We start from the raw sequence: 18,482 nt of genomic DNA, 5'->3' as shown, positions 1-18,482 counted from the left end.
TTTATTTTCTTGGTCATATTATAGCTTGGATAAGATATTTTTACCAGGTCTTATCTTTCTTGATCCATTTTCTTGTTTTTCATCATTTCTCTGTATTCATTATCTTTATTAACTTGGTCTTGGAATTTTTTAATTTGTGCTATTACACTTGGTTTTTCACCTTGTTTTATTAACTTATCTATTTCTATGGATAAATCTATGCCAAGTTCTTTGTTTACAAAATCTACTGAATATTTTATATGATTAATTTCCTGGTATTCATCTTTTATCTTGTCTTTTTCTTTATTTATTTCTTCAAGATTTGCCATTAAAAGATTTTTTTCTTCATTCCACTTTTTAGGACTTAGTTTTTCCTTATCTGATAGGAGTTTTTTAAATTTCCCGCTTACTACTTTATATTGGTCTATATCTTTCTTATGTTTATTATAGAATGTATCTTTGGTGAATAAATTTTTCTTTTGATATTCTTCATACACTTCTTTTTTGGCTTTGTAGATTTCATAGTATAGAATTTTCTTTTCTACATCTTCCATTTCTTTATGGATTGTCTTTGCTTTTTTATTTAGCTTATAACTATTAGACTTTAAACTTTCTATTTTTGTTTGTAACTGACCTATGGTTTCTATGTCATTTTTTCTTAAATAACTATATGCACTTGTTAGCTTTTTGAAGTCATACTTTTCTTTATTAGTTTTGGCATATCCTTTTAGGTATTTACTTTTTTCTTTTTGAATTTCTGAATAAGTTAATAGATAATTTGTTAGATTGAAAAGTTTAGGGTTGTCTATTACCTTATCTCTTTCTATATCCTTAAATTTTTCATAAGCAGTAGATAGGTTATCTAATAAATTTCCTATCCAACCCTTTAATGTTTTTATCTCTTCTTTTATTATTTTTACAAGTTGATTATATTTTCTTATTTCTCTATTATAGTTTCCCTTGTCAGTTTCTATTCCCTTTCTTTCCATTGCACTTGCTGCTGATCCTAAATGGATTGTCGGTAGATAATCTGAATTTTGTCTTTTAAAACTCCTATGGTCTACTCTTTTTTCTATTTTGTTTTTTGCTAGGTATTCGTTGCAAAGGTCTGAAAAGTTTTCTCTCCATTTTTCTACATTGCCCTTATTGTTCCATGTTGTTAGTTCTACTTTTCTTGTTTTAGGTTTTCCATTTTTGTTTAATACTTTTTCTCCTTTTTCATTTAGGATATATTCTTTTTTTGACTTTGCTAAGAACTCTCCTTTTTCGTTTATGGGTCGCATTATGGTCATGATATGACAATGGATATTTCCATTTTTATCTTGACTCTCATCATGAATTGCATAATCTACTATCATTCCTTGTGATGTTAGATTTTCTTTTATAAATCTTTCAACTAGGTTTTTATTTTCACTTAAAGTTAATTCTTTTGGTAGTCCTATTATGAATTGTCTTGCTAGTTGTGCATTAGAATTTTTTTCTGCCATTTCTACTTTATTCCATAAGGTAGACCTATCATTAAATTCTTTTGGTATATGATCAGGCAATATTATATTTTTTACTAATACTTTTTCTTTTCTTGTATAGTCATGGGTTACTCCATCCCATTCATTTTTTATTTTTTCTCCACTTATATATGCTGCACTTGCTACTGCACTTTTTCCTTTTCCTCTTGATATTATGTTTACTGAAAAATGAAAACTGTTTGCCATTTTTATCACTTCCTTTTTCTTTTTTTGTTGTTTTAGGCGGAGGCTTAGAAGATTTTCTATATCCACTTTGTGAATGAGCGTTTTGAAATGATAGAATAGAAAAAGCCGACTACTGAATTAATTTTGTTGTTTCAGTATGTCGGCTTAATTGTTTTGTTCATTTCAAATTTTAAAAGTCAAGGGCGAGCGTTAGCGAGTTTATTTACCCTTGACTTTTAAAAAGCGAATGGTTTTTGGTCGCTTCAGGGGTTTGGCTCTAAAGGCACGCAAGCACCCTTTAGGGTGTATAATTGCGCCCTTAGAAATCTAAGGGAGATTTGATTATTTTATTTCTCCTAATTTTCTCTCATTATTTTTAATGTTTCTTTGAATTCTTTTGTCTTTGTTGCTTCTTCTAGTAGAATTTTTATTTCTTCGTCTGTTAGTTCCTCTGCATTTTCTATAAGGCTTTCTAAGATTGCTCCTCTTGTTATGAGCCTATGAGTTCTTTCTTTTCTTCTTTTTACTATGTCTTGTTTTAATATTTTCTTTTCTTGATTTTTTAGTTGCCTTAATCTCTCTTTTGTATTGTCAATTTTATCTTTTATTTCTTTTGATTCTTGTCTTATTTGTTCTAATTTTTTCATATATAACTCCTTTCTTGTATTAAAAAAGACGACTAGTTTTTACTTTTCTAATCGTCTTTTTTCTAAATGTTATACATTTCTATATTACATTTTAGTTTTACGTTTTCTATATATCTTTCCATGTAATCCCAATCTGGAATGTTATAACTTTTTGTTTATCTTTTTTATCATATTTTTCTCACAAAGATAAAAGATGTAGGCTATTAGTAGATAAATTCTTCTGCCATTTTTATTTATATTATTAGAGCCCCACTCAATTTTAAAGCCCATTTCAGTGATTTTTTTCAAGCCTCTTGTAAATTATCAACCCTACATGATATGTGACTCAATTTTAGCATTTATTTTATCTCCTTATTATATTTTCCAATTTTCTACTTTACCCCTGATTCTCATAAAACTTCTATATAGTCCCTCTTCTTCTATTAAATCTCTGTGTTTTCCTCTTTGAACAATTTCCCCATCGTCCAATACAAGTATTTGGTCTGCTTCCTCTATTGTTACAATTCTATGGGCAATAATAATTACAGTTTTTCCTTTACTTAAATTAGATATGGCTCTTTGTATTAAATATTCATTTTCTGGATCTATGCTAGATGTCGCTTCATCTAATATGATTATAGGAGCATCTTTTAGCATAGCCCTAGCTATAGATATTCTCTGTTTTTCTCCTCCTGATAATGCTTCACCACCTTCACCAACAATTGTCTTATAGCCGTTCGGTAATTTCATAATAAAGTCATGGCACTGAGCTTTTTTAGCTGCATTAATTACTTCTTCTTTGCTAGCAGTAGGCTTTCCAAATTTTATATTATTTTCGATTGTGTCATTAAATAGATATACTTTTTGAAATACTGTGCTTATATTAGAAAGTAGACTGGATAAGGTTAAGTCCCTTATATCTACATCTCCAATCTTTATACTACCTTCACTTACATCATAGAAACGTGAAATAAGATTACATATTGTCGTTTTACCTGAACCTGATGGCCCGACTATAGCTGTTATTGTTTTTTCTGGAATTTCAAAGGAAACATCTTTTATAATAGGTGTCTTATCGTATGAAAAACTTACTCTATCAAAGATAATATTATGATTTTTTAATAGCAAATCTTTTCCATTTTCATCTAAAAAATTTGTTCTCTTCATTTTGTCCAAATCATCCAATGTTTTATCCAAAATCTCTAACACATGGGTTGCCGAGTTTACATTTTCTACAGAAGCAAACATAATAAAGGAAAATATAAACACAGCAATCATAATAGGCATTTCTATTTGAGCCTTTATAGTCATAATTCCAGCAAATATAACAATTAAAATTGATGCTAGTTTCAACGAAAATAGATGTAAGCAGTTGAAGGGTGTGTACTGACTTTCAATTTTAATATTAGTCTGTTTGCTACTTAAAATAGCCTCATTAAAATTCTTAAGACTAGCATCATCTTTATTAAAAGCCCTAATTGTTGGAAGTCCCATTACAAGCTCCATTGTGGCTTCCACCAAATTATTTTGAGCCTTATGGTAAGGAATAGAGTTTTTTTCAGAAAACCTGCCAAGCAGTGCTAGGAATATATATGAAGTCAATACCCCCGAAACAGCTATTATCCCTAATTTCCAAGACAAAAAGGAGATACTAAGTATCATGACAGCTGCCATTATATAGCCATTAATCACAATATCTATCATTTTCATGGCATAATTTTCAAAAAAAGATAAATCCGTAGTTACAGCACTAGTAAGTTCTCCTGGGTTGTTTTCTTGAAAAAATCCAAGTGCTACTCTTTTTAGTATATCACCGATTTGAATTCTTTGGTCAGCGGTTACTTCATAGCCTATACTTTCTTGATTTACAGCCTTAAGGTAGGAGGTGGCATATCTTCCCAGAACAAATACAATCATTAATATTGTGACTATAAGTATTTCTTTCTTTCCATAATTACCTTCATCAAAATAGTTCTTAAGAATGAGGTTGAATACGTATACCGATAACATAATAGGCATAGAAATAAAAACAGAGTTTAAAAATGAATAGACAAAACCTTTTCTCATTCTTTTTTTATATTTTTTGGCCCATTTTAAAATTCTACCTGTAGTTTTAAACATAGCTCTCTCCTCCTGTATTAAAAACAGTAGACTTTGTTTTTGCTCCTATATGGGATAACCACATATCTTTATATAGGCTAGATCGTTTAAGAAGTTCGTCATGACTTCCTACGTCTAATATTTTCTTGTTGTTTAACAAAACTATTTTATTTGCATCTTTTACAGTAGACAATCGATGAGCTACTACTATCAATGTTTTGTTTTTTGTTAAAAGTTTAATTGCTTCTTGTATTTTTTCTTCATTGTCTGGATCTATAAAGGCTGTAGCTTCATCAAGTAGGATTATAGGTGAATCCTTTAACATCATTCGAGCTATAGAAAGTCTTTGCCTTTGTCCTCCCGATAGTTTACTTCCAAGGCTTCCTACATTTGAATTGTATCCATCTTCAAGTTCCATAATAAAATCATGACAAGCGCAGATTTTTGACACCTCTATTACTTCTTCATCACTTGCATTAGAATTTCCCATTCGTATGTTTTCCATGATGCTTTCGTTAAATAAGAAGTTATCCTGAGATACATAGCCAAGCAAATCATTAAGCTGTTTCAATGGTATATTTTTGATATTTTTCCCACCTATTGTTATTTCGCCTTTATCTATATCCCAATATCTTAAAATAAGTTTAACAATAGTGGATTTTCCTGATCCAGATGGTCCAACAATGGCTGTAAAAGAATTTTCAGCTATATCTAAGTTTATGTTATCTAAGACTGTATTTTCATCATCATAAGAAAAAGATACATCTTTAAATTTTATGTTCATTGTATCTACATCAACTTCTCTATCAGTGGAAATAAGGTTGGGTATTTGTAAAATTTCATTTATATCCTTTATTGCATATTCTATACTTTTTAACAGATTTACATAGTTTGTAAACTGTGTAAGAGGACTAACTATCCCTAGGGAAAGCATTAAGCATATGCAAAAGTCAGCTGGAGTTAAAGATCCTTTTAAATATAAAATCATTCCTACTGGTAAGGTCCCTAAAAATGTTGATGGTAACACAGAGCTTGCAAAATTCATAATATTCCATGTTGATTTAAACCAATTTAAAGTATGTTCCTTATATCCATTTACAGCGTCCTTATATTTCTGGTAGGATTGGCTATCCTGATTAAAGGTTTTTATTACTTCAATACCACTAATGTATTCTACAATCGTAGAATTCATGTATTTATTTGACTTCATCTGAGCCTCATAAAGTTCATTAAAGTTTCCCATGAGTTTTTTATATGCAATTAGAGCCAAAGGAACCGTAAGAAGCATCGCCAGTGTCATTTCCCAGCTTATGAATAACATGAAGATTGCAATAGCCACTGATAAAAATAAAGCAGATATACATTCTGGTATGATATGGGCGAGAGGCAGTTCAATTGTTTCAACCCTATCTACAATAATCGACTTATACTCCCCTATTGTCTTTTTTGACGCATTTCCCATAGAAATATTAAGTAATTTTTCACCTAATCTTTCTCGAATACTTCTTAAAATTGTATAAGCAGATATATGTGATAATGATGTTGATATTCCATGACAAATATATCTTACGACATAGGATATGATTGCAATAGCTCCATAATATACGACATATTCTATATTTGCCTTCTGCTCCATAAATGCTACAATTAGCCTATATACCGCCCAATAAGGTATGATACTAGAAAACACACCAATAATTGCCATAATTACTGACAAAATTAACTTATCTTTGCAATTCGATGCAAATTCAAAAATTGTTTTTATCCAATTATTATTCAACAGAACCACCATCCTATTCTATTTATTAATACTCCTATATTGTTTCACCATGTAACTAGTCCTACTTTATTTTTAATATATTTTAATATATTAAAAATAATATTAAATTATACTTTTATAGCCTTTTATATTTGATTATCACAAAAATAATCTTTTAATTTCTCATTTCCCTTATTGTTTAAAAAATAGGAGTCTTTAATTTCTCCATCTTCCAGATGTATAACATAATCACAAGTTTCTAAAATCAGCTCATAATCATGAGTTACAATAATTTTAGTTACATCGTCTGAAAGTTCCTTTACAAAATTTGAAAACTCAAGCATATTGTCCCTATCAAGTCCTGAAGTAGGCTCATCAAAGATTAAAACTTCCCTTTTAGAGACTAATGCTGTAATTATAGCAAGTCTTTGTTTTTCTCCTCCTGATAAAGTCATAGGATGGGAATCAAATTTACTCTTTAAATTAAATTTATCCAATATTTCATTTATCTTACTATCATCAATTTTATCTGTTGAAATTCGTATCTCCTCATTTACGCTTTCCGTAAATAGTTGATGATTAACGTCTTGCATTACTAAAAATGACTTTTTAAGCATTTCTTTATTTGTATGTGTTTTCCCATCAATCACAGTTTTTCCATTAAACTTTCTTTCTAAACCGCATAGACACCTTGAAAAAGTGGTTTTCCCTGAGCCATTATTGCCAATTATTGCAATTGTATGATTTTTGGGAATTACACAATTTTTTATATTTAGAATTTGTTTATCTTTATAATGAGAAAAAAAATAGTTTTCTATGCTTATAAAATTTTTCCCAACTGCAATTTTATTTTTGTTTTCTTTACACATTGTAATATTTCTTGTTCTTAATCCTAATGCCCCATAATCAGATTCATCAATATTCTTAAAGGAAATAGCTGAATAAGTTTTTTTAACCTCTCCATTTTCTAAAAAAATTACTTCATCTATCAAATCCATCAAATAATAAATTCTATGCTCAGCTATAATTATTGTTTTATTTTGTTTTTTCCAATATTTGATAATTTCACTTAGTTTTTTTATAGCACATTTATCTAGATTAGACGAAGGCTCATCCATTACTATAATATCTGGATTGCTTACTGCTAGTGAAGCACACGCTATTAACTGTTTTTCTCCTCCTGATAAATTAAATATATCTTTATCTAATAGGTGGTCTATTTTGAATTTGGCAATTACATTTTCTAAATTTTTACATATTGTTTTTTTATCAACTCCTTGATTTTCTAAGTTAAATACTAATTCACTAGTTGTATCTATATTGTAAAACTGGCTTCTGGGATTTTGAAATACAGTACCTACTTTTTTTGATAATTCATACATAGGAATATCTTCAATATTTTCTCCATATATTTCACACTTTCCATAAAGAGCACCTTTATAAAAATTTGGAATTAATCGATTTATAGTTCTTATAATTGAAGTTTTCCCGCAACCACTTTCCCCGCACAAAAGGTAAACTTTTCCTTTTTCAAAATCTAAATTGATATTTTTGATAGCATCTACTTTATCATTTTGGTATTTGAAACTTACATCATCTAACTTAATCATAGCTTCACCTTATCAAAGAAATAAATAGCCCAACATAATATACAGGCAGTTATAATGACTACATCTAAAAACTTAATCTTTATATCAAAATAATTAGTTCTTTTTATTGGATTATCAATTCCACGAGTCAATGAAGCTGCTATTAACTCATCACCTATTGTAATAGTTGATACTATAAATGGAATAATTCTATACTCAAACATTTTTGCAGGACCATTTTTCCATGAAATAGCTCTCATAATCATCGCATCTTGGATATAAGAATATTCTTCTTTCATTGTTGGGAACATACGTAATAGCACAGAAAGTGGTATAATTAAAGTTTTAGGAGTTTTTAATTTCTCCATGGCTAAAATAAATTCACTGACCTTTGTTGTAACAAATAAATAATATGCCATTATAAAACCTGGTAACATATGCGTAAATATTCCTACCATAGCACCTAATATGAAATTTAATGTTCCTTTAATATTATTACTTAAATTTACATCTATAAAAAATAGCAGACCATATAAAAAAAGTAACTTTACAAAAAGTGTTACCTTGCCATCAATAAATAGCAAGACTATGGGGGTCAGTGACAAAAATATTCTCACATAGAACATATTGCCCTGAGTCCCTCCACTAATTAAAATGGTACTAATAGTAAGCACTAATAAAATTTTTGTCCTTGGATCTAATTGAAATAATTTTTTTTGATTGGTATACATATTTTTATTTTATTCCAATTCTCATAAAATGTTTCTTAAATATGCGCACACCTAATTTTGCTCCGATGAGTCCTGAAATGAAAGTAATAATAATTATAACTGGTAATGTCCATGTTGGGGTTAGAGATATTAAAGTATCTACATAATCTTTTCCATAAGTTTCTAATTGAGAAGCAAAAAAATTTGCTCTATCTATATACATTCTTAAGCTAAACCCTACACTCCATAAGGAAAAAATTGCATAGCCCAATATTGATCTTTTTAAATCTTTATATCCTCCTGATTTCATAACTAAATCAGCCAATAGACCAAAAACAATCCCAAATAAAAGTACAATTACCCCACTCCCCATAAGGGAAAATACTAATCCTGATAAAACTCCCATTAATGATACCATTCCAAATTTATCTACTTTTGAAATATATAAGATACATGGTATTGCGCCAAATATAGCCATTACCCCTCCTAAGAAAGGAATAATGATTGGTAAATATCCCAACATCATAGACGCAAATATTACTACTAAATATAAAGCAGTAAATATTCCAACTGTCATTAAATCTTTAACTTGTAATTTTTTATTCATTTTTTCTTCAATCCTTTCACAATAATAAATTTAACCCGATTTTTCAGAATGGTTTAAATCAAAGAGCTTATAGCATGCTTTCTCTAAACCATCAATTCTTCTTTTCCTCAAATTTGTTTCAATCGTATATCCCAATACATGTGAAAATATCGTTGAAACAAAATAAAATATCGCTCCACTTCTTAATGCAAAGACTGATTTTAATGATATGCACTCTGCACCAGATAAATCTGCATGGATAATTAAGTTGTCTAAAAATCTGTAGATTAAATAATATCCATATACTGTAAGTGCAGCAGATATAGCAGAAAAAACTATGGAGAAAACCCCAAGATATTTTATCCTCTACATAAGCAAATAGTTTTTATAAATCTTCATAATCATCCGCCTTTCTTTAATATCCCTTTTAGATATAAGTTCGCTTAGTTGATAATAAATATCATTGCTTTTTTATTATACATCAGTTATAATTACTAATACAATAGCTTGTTGAATTTAAGGCTAAATGGAATATTGTCTAAAAGGGATAGGTGTGTTATGACTTATTATGATTTTGTAAAAGAATATATGAAAGTAGATGAATGTAAAAATAATAAGAAATACTCAAGTGCAGGGCATACATTTTGTTGGAGTAGAGAAGATTTAACTTATGCAGAAGGGCTTTATTGGTTCTATGAAGGTGATGGATTTATTATTGGTATACATGATTTTTATATCAGTGAAGAAGTAGTTCAAAACAATACTTATAGTATGTCGGACTATGTTTCTATATACACTAGCTACATAGTAAGTGCAAACGGTGAAAAATTTAATCCTTATCAAACACTTACTGCAAACTCCTTATGTACTTTTGATTTTGATAATATAAAAGATGACTTTCTGTTTTTATTACACGAGAATTCAAATTATCTTTCTGTTTCTATAGGCTTTAAAAAAGAGCTTTTGGAAAACCACCTATCAGCCATTAATATTGATCCGGAATCATTTTATAGGGCTTTACTTCAAACTAATCAAATAATACTTACAAAGTCTTTAGAAAAAGTGGCAATGGAAATATTAAATTGTAAGATGGATGCTCCAGCCGCTGATTTTTTCTTTAAAGCCAAAGCAAATGAATGGGTAAGTATAGTAATAGATACCTACTTAAATAGGAAAAAATATAAAATTGAATCTGATGATAATAAAGCACTTGAAGATGTAGCCAGATTTTTAGATGATCATTTCGCCATGAATGTAAACCAGGAAACTCTTGAAAAAATATCTACAATGAGCGGGACTAAATTAAAAAATCTATTCAAAGAAAAATATGGTCAAAGCATTACAGAATATACTCAAAGAAAAAGAATGAACGTGGCTGAGACTCTTCTCTTAAATACCAAACTTCCTATAAAGGAAATAGCTCAATCTGTTGGATACGCATCCCATAGCAAATTTTCCATTTATTACAAAAGATACAAAGGGAAACTTCCTAGTGAAGTCCGTAGTTTAGCTTGCGAACATCACAATTTAAATTGTGATTGCTGTGATTAAACTAATTTTTTTATACGCCTTTATCTTATATGAATTTGCATGTATAGATATTTGTATAGGAATGGTTCTTGTCTTGTTTTTTAGATATGCTCACATAAGATTGAAGTTTCTTTCGCTTATATTTCCCTCTAACCTATCTTCATATAACTGTTCATGGCTTATATCTATTTCTGATAATTGGTTCTTTTTAAGCTACAGCCCCTTAAAACAAATAGCCAAGAAGTTGAATTGAACATTACAAGTTATGAATTTTTAGTTAAACCAAAACGGTCAGTAAATATGCCAAAATTAGGCTCACGAAAAAGAAGATTATAATTTTTGCAATCTGACTTTTCCCATTAAATCCAAAATTATCATACCCCTTAGCACCAACCGTCTCTGGGTAAACTTTAGTCGGCAATTTTAACTTGGTAAGCATGAGATAATCAAAAAAGATAATATCAAAAAGCTTATATCCTTCAAATAGTATTAAAAATCTAAAAAAGGCTTGCTGAAAAGTTAAACTAAATTTTACTGTATCAACAATTGCCCAGCCTAGAACGGCTGCAATGGCTAGCAATCCAAGTATCATGATAAGTCCGCCGATTATATTGACCCAAATCGGTTTATCTGGCAACTTACTCATCATAACTTTGATATCATCAGGTGCGCCGAAATGCTTCGAGCCAAATTTTGGTATAATAAGTATAAAATTCATCATCATAATTGATGCTGTTAAGCAGATGATTGTTAACATACCAAGTGTTTTCATCAATTTAGTTTACCTCCTCTCTTGAAGTATAAACCATTTCGTAAATGGGAGCAATTTTTCTTAGTTGTGTCAACTAAATTCGTATAAATTTTCTTGCTAGTATTAGTGCTATACTTTTTTACAATTTATATAGTTATTTAAAATCTATAATCACAGATGTCTTCTTGTCAATGTCATTATACACATACAGGTCATGTATTAAGAAGTTTTGTAAATTCTCAAATAAATAACTCACAAAACTTTGGATTCCAATCTAAAAGATATTTACAAAATCATTGACAAGATATAAAAACACCCTATATAAAGATTACAATTCTAAAATTGTAAGTAAGCTATCACAAATTATACATTATTTCAATAAAATTTTAGAAACCCTTATTAAGATTTTCTTTGATCCCTTGTAAATCAAGTGTAAAGAACTATAAGAATTTAAATCTCTTTTTCAAATTCATCTTCAAAACTAATAATATCATTAGGAGTGCAAGATAGAGCCTTACATATTCTTTCTAAATTCTTAAATGTAATTGGTTTATCCTTGCCCATTTGTGCCATAACATTTGTTGTTAGTCCTGCCATAGCTATTACATCTGTTTTCTTTAATCCTTTTTTCGCTAACTGTATCCATAATGGTTTATAGTTAAGTGCCATAATATCCCTCTTTTTCTCTTTATTAGATTTATTTAATTATAGCATAAATATTGATTTCATTCAATCTTACATTGGTTTAGTGTTTTGTTTTAGAGAATTTGTTGTGTTATTCCGTCTTTATTTTGCCATAAATTGCTTAATACCTTGAGATTTAGCACCAGGGTTATCATTACCATAACCTTCCATTAAGTTAATAACTCCCCATGCTCCTAAACCTGCACCAATTGCAGTTACAAGTGTTTTTAAAACTCCAACTCCAGCTGTAAAAAATTCCATATTATTCCTCCTCGTTTTCTTTCTTATTTTCTATTTTGTTTAGTGATTTAACTATAAAATTCTTGTAGACCTTATCTCCTTTTTTGTTTTCTTTGAAATATCCAAAGACATGGATCAGATCTCCTTTTTCAAATTCTTTTGCAATTTCTACCTTTTCTCCATATACTGAGCAATTTGTATATTCTTTGCCTTTTCCATATTTTTTTACAAGAGCAAAATTAGCTACTTGAACACTTTCTCCATCTTTTTCAAATTCTGAAAAAAGAGCTTCCTTAACTAAATTTGCATTAATATTTATCATTTCTCTATCCATTAATTTCTTCTCCTTAATCTATAAATTTCAATTAAAAAAGCGACTGGATCTATTTATTTCCAATCGCTATACATTATTCCTTATTAAATTGTTCTAAGTAGGAGCTCTTATCCTTAACATCTTAACCTCCTCGTATATTATAGTTGTAGTAATAAATACTACATTTTGTTCTCAATCCCACTTTCTTATGGGATAATAATTGTATAGATAGAGGTCGTAGTTAACCTCCTTGAAGCTAGTCTTCCTAAATTAGGGTTACGCCTCTTCTTTACGTCTTTATCAGTATGAGCTGGATAGCGCATTTCGTTGCTGTATGTCTAACGAGGTTTGATTGTCGTAAAGTTCTTGAGGGTCCTTTCTCTATCTAAATTTATATTAAAGCTAGGTGATTTTATGTTTTACATTGGTGTTGATATTGCAAAGAAAAACCACGAAGCCTCAATAATTGATTCTGATGGGAAACTTGTTTCTGAGTCCTTTTCTTTTTCTAATTCTATTAAGGGTTTAGAGAAGTTTCAGAAATTTATTTCCTCTTTTTCGATTGATTCTAACANTTATGAACCCAATATTTAAAATCTATTAAATATTAGGTCTTTTTGTTGTGCCTATTTTTATTCATTTTTTATCTATATCAATCCCTATATTTTTTTATTTCACCTCTTGACTTTTAATAGTTAGTCTTTCTTTTTTTGTTGTTTTAGGTGGAGGCTTAATAGATTTTTTATAGCCACTTTGTGAATGAGCGTTTTGAAATGATAGAATAGAAAAAGCCGACTACTGAATTAATTTTTGTTGTTTCAGTATGTCGGCTTAATTGTTTTGTTCATTTCAAATTTTAAAAGTCAAGGGCGAGCGTTAGCGAGTTTATTTACCCTTGACTTTTAAAAAGCGAATGGTTTTTGCTCCCTGCAAGGGTTTGGCTCCGCATGACGCAAGCACCCTTTAGGGTGTATAATTGCGCCCTTAGAAAATCTAAGGGAGATTTGGTTATTTTATTTTTCTTAATTTTCTATCATTATTTTTAGTGTTTCTTTAAATTCTTTTGTCTTTGTTGCTTCTTCTAGTAGGATTTTTATTTCTTCATCTGTTAGTTCTTCTGCGTTTTCTATAAGGCTTTCTAAAATTGCTCCTCTTGTTATTAGCCTATGAGTTCTTTCTTTTCTTCTTTTCACTATGTCTTGTTTTAATATCTTCTTTTCTTGATTTTTTAATTGCCTTAATCTTTCTTCTGTATCGTCAATTTTATCTTTTATTTCTTTTGATTCTTGTCTTATTTGTTCTAATTTTTTCATACTAATCTCCTTTCTTGTATTAAAAAAAGACGATAGAGTTTTTAATTTCTATCGCCTAGGTTATTTCTCCTATTTATTTTTATTTTACACCCTTTTCAATTTTGCAAGCTATAGGTATCTCTATAAAAAATACTGTATATTGTCCAAACTCACTTGTTGCTCCTATGTCTCCTCCCACATTATTAAGTATTTTTTTTACTATTGATAAGCCTAATCCCATTGATTCTTTATCAGTCGTCCTAGCTTTATCCACTGTGTACAATGGATTAAATATTTTATCTAATTCAGATTTCTCTATGCCCTTTCCATTGTCTTTAAATTCTATTATAACAGTATCTAGGTTTTCTTTTGCAATTATATCAATTTCCAATGGGTTTTCCCCTCTATATTTTATAGAATTTGAAAACAGATTTTCTAATATGATTTCGAGCATCCTGTCAGATAAACCTATCACTGTACTTTCTTTTATATTATTTTGATAAAATAAATTTTCTATTTCAATTGTAAATGATCTATTTAATTCATCTACAATTCTATCTAAAGATTCTCTAGCTTTGATATGATTTATTTTTTTGTCATATATATCAAGTAATGAATAGTCTTTTAGTTGTTTGATTCGATTATTCAATTGTTTGATCTTTTTGTTTATTATCCTTATATATTCGTCTTTTTTTTCTTGGCTATCAGCAACTCCGTCACTTATTCCATCTATGTGGGCTTGTATTACAGATAAGGGAGTTGATAAATCATGGCTTATAGAGGCTATCAGCTCTTCTCTTTCTTCTTTTGCTTTATTTTCTCTTTCCCTATATGATTTTAAGGACGCTACCATTTTATTAAAATTATCTAATAATTCTCCTATTTCATCCACCCTATCATTTTCTATATATAAATCATATTCCCCTTTAGATAGCTTTTTAAAATTATCTAGCAAATCATATATAGGCTTTATAATAATCTTATCGACGTAAGCTAAAAATATAGTCGATATAATGACAATTACTATAGCTATTAATATAGAAATTGATGTTAAAGATAACAAAAGACTTTTAGGTTCTTTTTCTGGTATTCCTAAGACCAACAAAAATAAAATTGGTATTAGAATGATTGATATGACAAATACTATTAAGTTTTTTTTAAGTGATTTAGATTTCAAATTTATAACCTACTCCCCAAACTGTTAATATATACTTTGGATTCTTTGGATTATCTTCGATTTTTTGGCGGAGTCTGTTTATAGTAACGGTTACAGTATTTAAATCTCCATAACTATCGAAGCCCCAGATTCTCTCATATAGTTGTTCTCGACTAAAAACTTGTTTTGGATTTTTAGATAAAAATACCAAAAGTTCAAATTCATTTCTACTTAAGTCAAGATCCCTACCATTTTTTTCTACCTTATATTCTTTAGTATATATTCTGATATTTTCTATGTCTATTATTTCAAGATTTTCCTTATTGAAAACTTGGCTTCTTCTTAGTTGAGCATTAACTCTTGCAAGTAATTCTCTTGGTCTAAAGGGTTTGGTAATATAATCATCTGCTCCAAGATTAAGTCCCTTTACCTTATCAAATTCATCAATTTTTGCTGACAGAATCAAAATCGGTATTGTAGATTTTATTCTTATATTTTGGCAGATTTCATAACCATTCATACCTGGAAGCATTAAATCTAATATTACTAAGGATGGCTTAAATTTATCAAAAATTTCTATTGCCTTATCACCTTCTGTACAAATTTCTACCTCATATAGCTCTTTTACTAGATAATCTTTTATTATATTTGCCAAGTCAAGTTCATCTTCTACGATTAAAATTCTACTCATCCTATCTTCTCCTATTTTAATATTTCTACCCTTTTAAAATAGGAAATATTGACAAAATATAAGATTAATATACCTATTAAAGATATTGAAATATACAAGCTAAGTTCAATACCAAATTCCCCTTTGATTAATAGAGATGGTATTTTATAAACATGTCTTACTAAAAATAAATATTTTAATTTTTCAGGACCTATTAAGCTTAGAATATAATATAAAAATCCCATTCCCATAACACTTGAAGCATTTTTTAAAACAAGACCACCATACACAATAATCATAGCTAAACATATTAGTGGCAAAATAATAGAAATTTCACTAAAAAATACACTAACAAAGGCTCTTATTCCCTCTAACTTTACTCCTCCAAGCAAAATAGCTTGCCCATCAGAAATCAAAACTGTTCCATCATTAAGCATTATTTTTCCAACCAAAAAAGATGAAATTATATCAAAAATCACTAAGGCTATTAGCCACATGATTATAGTTAATATTTTTGCTTTTATAAATTTTTTTCGATCTCCATTTACCATTATTGGTAATTTGATAAGACCTTTTTCATACTCTATAGCTGTTAAGTCTGAGGATATATAAATCACAAATAAGACCAAAAACAAAACTGTATCTGGAACTGAAACTAAGGGCAATGACATCCAATTCATATCTGTATGAATAAATTGATTCGCTTTTATTATATGAGAAATTAAAATTATTAGAAAAAATAGATAATAAAATTTATTTTTCCTTTGTTTGTATAACTCAAAATCTATAAACTTTTTCATATCTCACCCTAGTATAAAATATCTTTCTTTTCTAAATAAATATTGCTTATTATTAAAAATAAAGCTAATAATATCCCGCTTGCTATTATTAGAATACTAATTTCATTAGCAGACACATTTTTTATCATTGTAAATTTTTCTCCCATACTTGTATTAAAGAAAAATATAAGACCAACAATAGAAATGATATTTGCTAGACTTACATTTTCTATAAATAATCCTATTGACATACTTAATAATCCGTAGGTAATTGTTGGAAAAAGAATCTTCCCATAAGTTAAGAATGTATAGATTAAATCACTAGCTTTTGTAAATCCTGGTCTTATTAAAGATAAATCACTCATATTTTTAAAATATAGGATTCCAAATAAATAGCACAAAAGAACAAAAATTGTAGTTGCCATTATACAAAATATTATAAAGGCAATTTGTTTGCTGACTAAATTTTTAATTCTTGACGGTTCTTTCAATATGCTCAATTTCATTGTGCCTGCTACTAGGTCCTTAGTTACTAAGGCATTTGCTAAAATTGGTATAAAAAATATTAATATTTGCATATAAATATCTAAAAGGCTTGCAGGAAAAGTATAAAAACTATCAATATTCCAAACGCCTTCTTTTGGATCATACATGGTAATATTCATCCAAATCAAAAGTCCAGCTGACAATAAAAATACATATCCTATCTTTGATTTAATAATTTTCTCTAATTCATTAATAATTAATGCTTTCATTTTTCCCACCTACTTTATCAAAGAACAGTTCTTCAAGATTAGATACATTATTTCCTGAAACTAATTTTTTTACATCACCTTCTATACATAATTTCCCGTCATGTAAAATTCCGACTCTATTGCAAATACCTTCCATTTCATGGAGAAGATGAGATGATATTATAAACGTTTTATTAGAAGTTTTTGCCAAAGATACTATAAGTTCATTTATATCTCTCATTCCATACGGATCTAGTCCATTTGTAGGTTCATCTAAAATTATTAAATCTGGATTGCCTAATAAGGCATTAGCAATGCCAAGTCTTTGTTTCATACCCATGGAGTATGAGGCAAATTTATCTTTGCCTCTATCTTTTAAACCTACTAATTCAAGTAATTTATCAATATCTTTATCACTTGTACCATCAATTAGTTTTGCCATCAATTTTAAATTTTCATATCCAGATAGATTTTCATAAAACTTAGGAGCTTCTACCATAGCACCTATGTTTTTAATTGCTTGATCTCTATTTTTTATTACAGATTTTTCATTTATTAAAATTTCTCCAGAATCAGACCTAATTAATGATGTAATCATTCTAATAGTAGTTGTTTTCCCCTCTCCATTTGCTCCAAGAAAACCATAAACATCTCCTTTAAACACAGTCATATTCAGATCATTTATAATCTTTCTTTTACCATAAGATTTACATAAATTTTTTATTTCAAGTACTTTTTCGGACATAATTTCCTCCTTTGATGATTCTATTATAAGAGGTAAATATAACAAAACTATAAAAACAACATAATTTTTAACTGATAATTGAATAACAATCAGTAATATTATTTTAATTGGTCTTTAAATTTCATATTAATGAATACGAAACTCGTACCATTATCTTCACAAGCCATAGCTATTGCAATGGCATTATTACAAGTCCTGCTATTGTTATTCTTAATAAAAAGATTTGTTTATTTTATTTTTCTTAATTTTCTCTCATTATTTTTAGTGTTTCTTTAAATTCTTTTGTCTTTGTTGCTTCTTCTAGTAGATTTTTATTTCTTCATCTGATATTTCTTCTGCATTTTCTATAAGGCTTTATAAGATTGCTCCTCTTGTTATTAGCCTATGAGTTCTTTCTTTTCTTTTTTTCACTATGTCTTGTTTTAACATCTTCTTTTCTTGATTTTTTAGTTGCCTTAATCTTTCTTCTGTATCATCTATTTTATCTTTTATTTCCTTTGATTCTTGTCTTATTTGTTCTAATTTTTTCATATAAAACTCCTTTCTTG

18 protein-coding genes and 2 pseudogenes are annotated in these 18,482 nt (G+C 28.7%); 2 read left to right on the top strand and 18 right to left on the bottom strand.

Going from position 1 to position 18,482, the window contains the following annotated elements:
* Positions 1 to 50: 50 nt before the first annotated feature.
* The 7 genes from mobQ to C8269_RS00860 form a co-directional block, all read right to left on the bottom strand.
* Complete coding sequence (gene mobQ, locus C8269_RS00895; RefSeq protein ID WP_106459991.1) at positions 51 to 1,691, bottom strand: MobQ family relaxase; 1,641 nt, start codon at positions 1,689 to 1,691, stop codon at positions 51 to 53.
* Positions 1,692 to 2,026: 335 nt separating this feature from the next.
* Complete coding sequence (locus C8269_RS00890) at positions 2,027 to 2,317, bottom strand: DUF3847 domain-containing protein (RefSeq protein ID WP_106459990.1); 291 nt, start codon at positions 2,315 to 2,317, stop codon at positions 2,027 to 2,029.
* A gap of 354 nt (positions 2,318 to 2,671) precedes the next feature.
* Positions 2,672 to 4,417 (bottom strand): ABC transporter ATP-binding protein, encoded by a 1,746-nt coding sequence (locus tag C8269_RS00880; RefSeq protein WP_106459989.1) that lies wholly within the window; start codon positions 4,415 to 4,417, stop codon positions 2,672 to 2,674.
* Positions 4,410 to 6,185: an ABC transporter ATP-binding protein gene (locus C8269_RS00875; RefSeq protein ID WP_234025814.1), complete on the bottom strand. Its 1,776-nt coding sequence runs from the start codon at positions 6,183 to 6,185 to the stop codon at positions 4,410 to 4,412. Before C8269_RS00875 ends, C8269_RS00880 begins: the two co-directional genes overlap by 8 nt.
* 116 nt (positions 6,186 to 6,301) lie before the next feature.
* A complete protein-coding gene (locus C8269_RS00870; RefSeq protein WP_106459988.1) occupies positions 6,302 to 7,765 on the bottom strand; it encodes an ABC transporter ATP-binding protein in 1,464 nt (487 codons plus the stop codon).
* Positions 7,762 to 8,475, bottom strand: coding sequence for an energy-coupling factor transporter transmembrane component T (locus C8269_RS00865; protein WP_106459987.1), 714 nt, complete (start codon positions 8,473 to 8,475; stop codon positions 7,762 to 7,764). The genes C8269_RS00870 and C8269_RS00865 overlap by 4 nt, the downstream gene beginning before the upstream one ends.
* A 4-nt stretch (positions 8,476 to 8,479) precedes the next feature.
* On the bottom strand, positions 8,480 to 9,061 hold the full coding sequence (locus tag C8269_RS00860; protein WP_101540133.1) for an MptD family putative ECF transporter S component: 582 nt from the start codon (positions 9,059 to 9,061) through the stop codon (positions 8,480 to 8,482).
* A 537-nt stretch (positions 9,062 to 9,598) separates the two neighbouring features.
* Here C8269_RS00860 and C8269_RS00850 point away from each other — a divergent pair.
* Positions 9,599 to 10,591, top strand: a complete 993-nt coding sequence (locus tag C8269_RS00850; RefSeq protein WP_106459986.1) for a helix-turn-helix domain-containing protein — start codon at positions 9,599 to 9,601, stop codon at positions 10,589 to 10,591.
* Positions 10,592 to 10,847: 256 nt separating this feature from the next.
* Here C8269_RS00850 and C8269_RS00845 read toward each other — a convergent pair whose 3' ends face one another.
* The 4 genes from C8269_RS00845 to C8269_RS00830 all read right to left on the bottom strand — a co-directional run bounded on the left by C8269_RS00845 (position 10,848) and on the right by C8269_RS00830 (position 12,579).
* The gene (locus tag C8269_RS00845; protein WP_106459985.1) at positions 10,848 to 11,342 is read right to left on the bottom strand and encodes a hypothetical protein; all 495 of its coding nucleotides are present in this window, start codon (positions 11,340 to 11,342) and stop codon (positions 10,848 to 10,850) included.
* Between the two features lie 429 nt (positions 11,343 to 11,771).
* Positions 11,772 to 11,990, bottom strand: coding sequence for a helix-turn-helix domain-containing protein (locus tag C8269_RS00840; RefSeq protein ID WP_002839984.1), 219 nt, complete (start codon positions 11,988 to 11,990; stop codon positions 11,772 to 11,774).
* A gap of 117 nt (positions 11,991 to 12,107) precedes the next feature.
* Positions 12,108 to 12,266, bottom strand: a complete 159-nt coding sequence (locus tag C8269_RS00835) for a Maff2 family mobile element protein (RefSeq protein ID WP_004825242.1) — start codon at positions 12,264 to 12,266, stop codon at positions 12,108 to 12,110.
* Position 12,267: 1 nt separating this feature from the next.
* Complete coding sequence (locus tag C8269_RS00830; RefSeq protein WP_106459984.1) at positions 12,268 to 12,579, bottom strand: single-stranded DNA-binding protein; 312 nt, start codon at positions 12,577 to 12,579, stop codon at positions 12,268 to 12,270.
* Positions 12,580 to 12,972: 393 nt separating this feature from the next.
* On the opposite strand from C8269_RS00830, the pseudogene C8269_RS00825 reads away from it, so the two are divergent.
* Positions 12,973 to 13,131: pseudogene (locus tag C8269_RS00825) on the top strand (IS110 family transposase); the annotation flags it as partial.
* A gap of 449 nt (positions 13,132 to 13,580) precedes the next feature.
* Here C8269_RS00825 and C8269_RS00820 read toward each other — a convergent pair.
* From C8269_RS00820 to C8269_RS00790, 7 genes and pseudogenes are all read right to left on the bottom strand, one after another.
* A complete protein-coding gene (locus C8269_RS00820) occupies positions 13,581 to 13,871 on the bottom strand; it encodes a DUF3847 domain-containing protein (RefSeq protein ID WP_106459982.1) in 291 nt (96 codons plus the stop codon).
* 79 nt (positions 13,872 to 13,950) lie between these two features.
* Entirely contained in the window at positions 13,951 to 15,027 is a 1,077-nt protein-coding gene (locus tag C8269_RS00815) for a HAMP domain-containing sensor histidine kinase (protein WP_040397482.1), read from the bottom strand.
* A complete protein-coding gene (locus C8269_RS00810) occupies positions 15,017 to 15,697 on the bottom strand; it encodes a response regulator transcription factor (RefSeq protein ID WP_002839685.1) in 681 nt (226 codons plus the stop codon). The genes C8269_RS00815 and C8269_RS00810 overlap by 11 nt, the downstream gene beginning before the upstream one ends.
* Before the next feature lie 11 nt (positions 15,698 to 15,708).
* Positions 15,709 to 16,476 carry an ABC transporter permease gene (locus C8269_RS00805; RefSeq protein WP_002839692.1) on the bottom strand — a complete coding sequence of 256 codons (768 nt, stop codon included), beginning with the start codon at positions 16,474 to 16,476 and terminating at the stop codon, positions 15,709 to 15,711.
* A gap of 8 nt (positions 16,477 to 16,484) precedes the next feature.
* Positions 16,485 to 17,210: an ABC transporter permease gene (locus C8269_RS00800; protein ID WP_002839700.1), complete on the bottom strand. Its 726-nt coding sequence runs from the start codon at positions 17,208 to 17,210 to the stop codon at positions 16,485 to 16,487.
* Complete coding sequence (locus C8269_RS00795; protein WP_002839679.1) at positions 17,191 to 17,934, bottom strand: ABC transporter ATP-binding protein; 744 nt, start codon at positions 17,932 to 17,934, stop codon at positions 17,191 to 17,193. Before C8269_RS00795 ends, C8269_RS00800 begins: the two co-directional genes overlap by 20 nt.
* Positions 17,935 to 18,175: 241 nt before the next feature.
* A pseudogene (locus C8269_RS00790) lies at positions 18,176 to 18,465 on the bottom strand (DUF3847 domain-containing protein).
* Positions 18,466 to 18,482: the final 17 nt, after the last annotated feature.

The organism is Anaerococcus sp. Marseille-P3915 (assembly GCF_900258475.1).
Taxonomy (GTDB): domain Bacteria; phylum Bacillota; class Clostridia; order Tissierellales; family Peptoniphilaceae; genus Anaerococcus; species Anaerococcus kampingae.
This window is presented reverse-complemented; position numbering and strand designations above follow the sequence as displayed.